Below are 4,175 nucleotides of genomic sequence, written 5' to 3'. Positions count from 1 at the left end.
CCGCGTCCGCGCATCCGCCCCCGCGACCGCCGAGTCCTCGAAGGGTACCTCCACCGCCAGCACCCAGGCGTAGTGCGCCACCAGCAGCGCCAGCGACGCGGGCAGGTAGCGCAGGAAGTCCTGCCCGCTGCGCGCCAACGACGGAGCCACCAGCGCCCGGCCCGGCCACAGCACCGCGCGAGGCCCGGGCGCGTTGAGCACGTCGCGCAGCCACTCGCGCACGGCGAAGGGCGCGGAGAGGTTCTCCGGCAGCGGATGGTCGCGCAGCGTGGACAGCAGCATCCCCATCCCCGCCACGAGGACAACGGCCACCACCGTCCACCGCACCGCGCTGCCCCAGCGCCCTCGCGACACCAGCCACGCGCGCACGAAGGAGGCCGCGGTGCCGTGCAGGTAGAGCGTCCCCATGGCCAGCGCCGCGCCCAGGAAGAAGAGCTCCGGCCGGGGGCTGGTGAAGCGCCCCACGAAGAGGGTCGCCGCCAGCGCCGCGAGCATCGCGCTCAGGAGGCCGCGCAGCAGCTTGTAGTGCAGCAGCGCCTGGCGCGTGACGGGCGCGGAGAAGAAGGTCTGCACCTCCGTCTGCGTGAAGGTCAGCGCCGGCCGGTCCGTGCCCAGCACCCACGCCGTCACCAGCGTGGCCAGCACCGACACCTCCAGCGAGAACTCCGCGAACAGCCGCGCGTTGGGAGACACCGCGCGGCCCGTGCCCTGGACGAAGACGCTGCGGCCCACCAGCGAGTACAGGTACGCGAGCCCCACCGCCGCGCCCAGGAGATAGCGCGGGCGCTTCAGCCGCTGCACCTGGCGCACCACCCGGTTGCGCCACGTCCTCACCCAGAGGAACGCCACCGCGCCCGGGAAGCTCACGCCGGCTCGTTCCCCCGCGCCGCCGCCTCCTCCGACGCCGCGCTGGTGATGCGCACGAACAGCTCCTCCAGCGACGCGCCGTCCCCTGCCCCGCCCGCCATCTGCTCGCGGATCTCCGGCAGCGACCCCAGCGCCACCGCGCGCCCTCCGGCGATGACGAGCAGCCGGTGGCACAGCTCCTCCACCAGCGGGAGCAGGTGCGACGACAGCACCAGCGCCGTGCCCTCTTCCGAGCGGCGGCGCAGCGACGCCTTCATCCGGCGGATGCCCAGCGGATCCAACCCCGTCAGCGGTTCGTCCAGGAGGATGAGCCGGGGCTGGTGCAGGAAGCCGCACGCGATGGACAGCTTCTGCTTCATGCCCCGCGACAGCTCGCCCGGCAGCGACTTCTCCCGTCCGGTCAGCTCCATCTCCTCCAGCAGCGCGCGGCCCCGCGCCTCCCAGTCCTCCACGCCGTAGAGGCGCGCGGTGAAGTTCAGGTGCTCCCAGACGGTGAGGTACTCGAAGAAGCGCGGCTCGTCCGGCAGGAACGCCAGCTGGCGCTTCGCCTCCACCGGCGCCACCGCCAGGTCGTGCCCCGCCACCCGCACGCGCCCCACGGAAGGCGGGAGGATGCCGGCCAGGCACCGCAGCGTGGACGTCTTGCCCGCGCCGTTGGGCCCCACCAGGCCCAGCACCTCGCCGGGCGCCACCTGGAAGGTCAGCCCGCGCACCGCCCGCACCGCGCCGTACGTCTTCTCCAGCCCCTCGACGTCCAGCGCCGGTTCCATGCGAGCCCTTGGGTCTCCTCTGTCGAAGCTCAGCCGAGCTTCAGGAGTTCCTTCACGGTGTCCAGCACCACGCGGGCCTGCACGGGCTTCACCAGGTACGCCGTGGCCCCCAGCGCCATGGCCCGCTCGCGGTCCGCGCTCGCGCCCTCGGTCGTCACGACGACGATGGGCACCGCCCGGTGGTCTTCCGTCTGGCGGATGTGGTGGATGAGCTTCAGCCCGTCCATCAACGGCATGTTGATGTCCGTCATCACCAGGTCGAAGCGCCCCTGCGTGGCGAGCTTCTTCAGCCCCTCCACGCCGTCCTGCGCCTCGATGCAGACCACATCCGTCAGGCGCTGGAGCGCGTACATGATGCTGCGGCGCATGGCCTGCGAGTCATCCACCACCAGCGCGCGGATCTGCTGCGACATGGCCCTCAGCCTAGCACCGGCGCGCCGCGCGTCCCGGGTTTGTGCGGCGGCTGTCATGCACCCGGCGATTCACTGCCCGGCGGACTGCTTGCGGCGGCGCACCAGCGCGGCCAGCTCCGAACCGATGTCGTCCAGTGGAAGGACGCGGGTCACCGCCCCGGTGGCGACGGCCTCCTTGGGCATGCCGTACACCACGGCCGTGCTCTCGGACTCCGCCCACGTCTCGCCGCCCTCGCGGCGGACGGCGCGCACGCCCTGCGCCCCGTCCGCGCCCATGCCCGTCAACACCACCGCCACCGCGCGAGGGCCCAGCACCTCCGCCGCGCTCTCGAAGAGCCGGTCCACCGACGGGGGCGTACTTGTCCGCGGGCACCGGCGACGGCGTGCGCAGCTCCAGGCGCCCGGTGCGGTCCGACAGCAGCAGGTGCCGCCCGCCCGGCGCGATGTAGACGTGGCCCGGCGTCACCACGTCGCCCTCGCACGCCTCCGTCACCGTGAAGGGCCCGATGCGGTCCAGGCGCTCCGCGAAGGCCCGGGTGAACTGCGAGGGCATGTGCTGGCCCACCAGCACGCTGACGGCCGGCTCGGAGGCCAGCCCCTCCAGCAGCCGCTGCACCGCGGGAGGCCCGCCCGTGGACGCGCCCACGGCGATGACCTGCGGCACCTCCCCCGACAGCACGGAGCCGCGCAGCGCGGCCCCGTGGCGCCCGCCGGACTTCACGTGGCGGGCGGCGTGCACCTTGCCGAGCAGCTCGCGCCGCAGCTTCTCCAGCGCCGCGGGGGTGCCATCGGGCGGCTTGGCGATGAAGTCGAACGCGCCCAGCTCCAGCGCCTTGAACACGTCCGACTGGTGCGCGTAGCTGGAGATGACGATGACGGGCGTGGGCGACGCGCGCATGAGCAGCCGCAGGAAGGTGTGGCCGCCCAGCCGGGGCATCTCCAGGTCCAGCGTCACCACGTCCGGCTTCAGGTCCAGGACCTTCTTGAGCCCCTCCTCGCCGTCCTGCGCCCAGTCCAGCACCCTCACGTCGGAGGAGGACTCCAGGAGCGTGGTGAGCGTGCGGCGGTTGGTGGCCGAGTCGTCGATGACGAGCACCGTGAGCGGGCGTGACATCAGCGGCCCTCCCCGCCCGGCAGCTCGGGCCGGCGGTACACGAGGTCGCCCTTCAGGTGCACCAGCTCGAAGTCCGCGCCCAGGCTGAGCAGGTTCTCCGCGTGGCCCAGCAGCAGGTAGCCGCCGGGGCAGAGCCGGTCGCGGATGACGCCCAGCACGCGGCGGCGCGCGGCCTGGTCGAAGTAGATCATCACGTTGCGGCAGAAGACGACGTCCGTGCGCGGCACCAGCTGGCTGCCCGCCACGTCCGCCAGGTTGTGGTGGCCGAAGCTCACCCACGCCTTCACGTCGTCGCGCACGCGGACGCGGTTGACGCCCACGGGGATGAAGTAGCGCTCCAGCAGGTCCGGCGGCGTCGCGCGCAGCGCGCTGGGGCCGTACTCCGCGCGGCGGGCCACGGCCAGCACGCGGCGCGACAGGTCCGTGCCAATGACCTCCACGTCCCAGTCGTTGAAGCGGCCGCTGTCCTTCAGCAGCATGGCCAGCGTGTACGCCTCCTCGCCGGAGGAACACCCCGCGGACCACAGCCGCAGCCGCCGCGTGTGCGCGTTGCGCTTCTCCAGGATGGGGAGCAGCTCCTCGCGGAAGGCCTTGAGCTGCGCGGGTTCGCGGAAGAAGTACGTCTCGTGCGTGGTGAGGGACTCCACCGCCGCTTCCAGCTCCGCGTGGCGAAGAGCGTCGTAGCGCAGGTAGCGGTGGTAGGAGCCGAAGTCCTGGATGCCCAGCGCCTCCAGCCGGGGCCACAGCCGGCGCTCCATCACGAACTTCATGTTCTCGTGGATGAGGATTCCGCAGTGCGCGTAGACGTGGTCGCGCAGCAGCCGGAACTCCTCCAGCGTCATCTCCGGGCGGCCCTCGTCGAAGCGTGGCATCCGAGTCCTCCCCTCACCGCCCCGACGACAGCCGGGCCACCGCGTCCGCCAGCGCCGCGCGGGCCAGCGCGTCCGCTCCACCGACAACGCCTGCTCCAGCGCGAGGAGGCACTCCGGCCGCCCCAGGCCGCCCAGCACG

At 72.8% G+C, this 4,175-nt stretch carries 4 protein-coding genes and 1 pseudogene; all 5 read right to left on the bottom strand.

The features are described from left to right. A partial coding sequence (locus tag ACLEQD_RS38165; RefSeq protein ID WP_410390768.1) for a putative ABC exporter domain-containing protein occupies nt 1-867 on the bottom strand: 867 nt, incomplete at its 3' end. Then, nucleotides 864-1,637 carry an ABC transporter ATP-binding protein gene (locus ACLEQD_RS38160; protein ID WP_410390767.1) on the bottom strand — a complete coding sequence of 258 codons (774 nt, stop codon included), beginning with the start codon at nt 1,635-1,637 and terminating at the stop codon, nt 864-866. The genes ACLEQD_RS38160 and ACLEQD_RS38165, both read right to left, overlap by 4 nt. Before the next feature lie 29 nt (nt 1,638-1,666). Further along, nucleotides 1,667-2,050 carry a response regulator gene (locus tag ACLEQD_RS38155; RefSeq protein ID WP_410390766.1) on the bottom strand — a complete coding sequence of 128 codons (384 nt, stop codon included), beginning with the start codon at nt 2,048-2,050 and terminating at the stop codon, nt 1,667-1,669. Nucleotides 2,051-2,119: 69 nt separating this feature from the next. Further along, nucleotides 2,120-3,164, bottom strand: a pseudogene (cheB, locus tag ACLEQD_RS38150) (chemotaxis-specific protein-glutamate methyltransferase CheB). Continuing rightward, on the bottom strand, nt 3,164-4,036 hold the full coding sequence (locus tag ACLEQD_RS38145; protein WP_410390769.1) for a CheR family methyltransferase: 873 nt from the start codon (nt 4,034-4,036) through the stop codon (nt 3,164-3,166). Before ACLEQD_RS38145 ends, cheB begins: the two are co-directional and overlap by 1 nt. Nucleotides 4,037-4,175 lie beyond the last annotated feature (139 nt).

This window comes from Corallococcus sp. 4LFB (assembly GCF_046520365.1).
Classification (GTDB): domain Bacteria; phylum Myxococcota; class Myxococcia; order Myxococcales; family Myxococcaceae; genus Corallococcus; species Corallococcus caeni.
This window is presented reverse-complemented; position numbering and strand designations above follow the sequence as displayed.

Coding starts and splice junctions, on each gene's coding strand:
- ACLEQD_RS38155 (WP_410390766.1), bottom strand. CDS start 2,050: ATGTCGCAGCAGATCCGCGCGCTGGTGGTGGATGACTCGCAGGCCATG.
- ACLEQD_RS38145 (WP_410390769.1), bottom strand. CDS start 4,036: ATGCCACGCTTCGACGAGGGCCGCCCGGAGATGACGCTGGAGGAGTTC.
- ACLEQD_RS38160 (WP_410390767.1), bottom strand. CDS start 1,637: ATGGAACCGGCGCTGGACGTCGAGGGGCTGGAGAAGACGTACGGCGCG.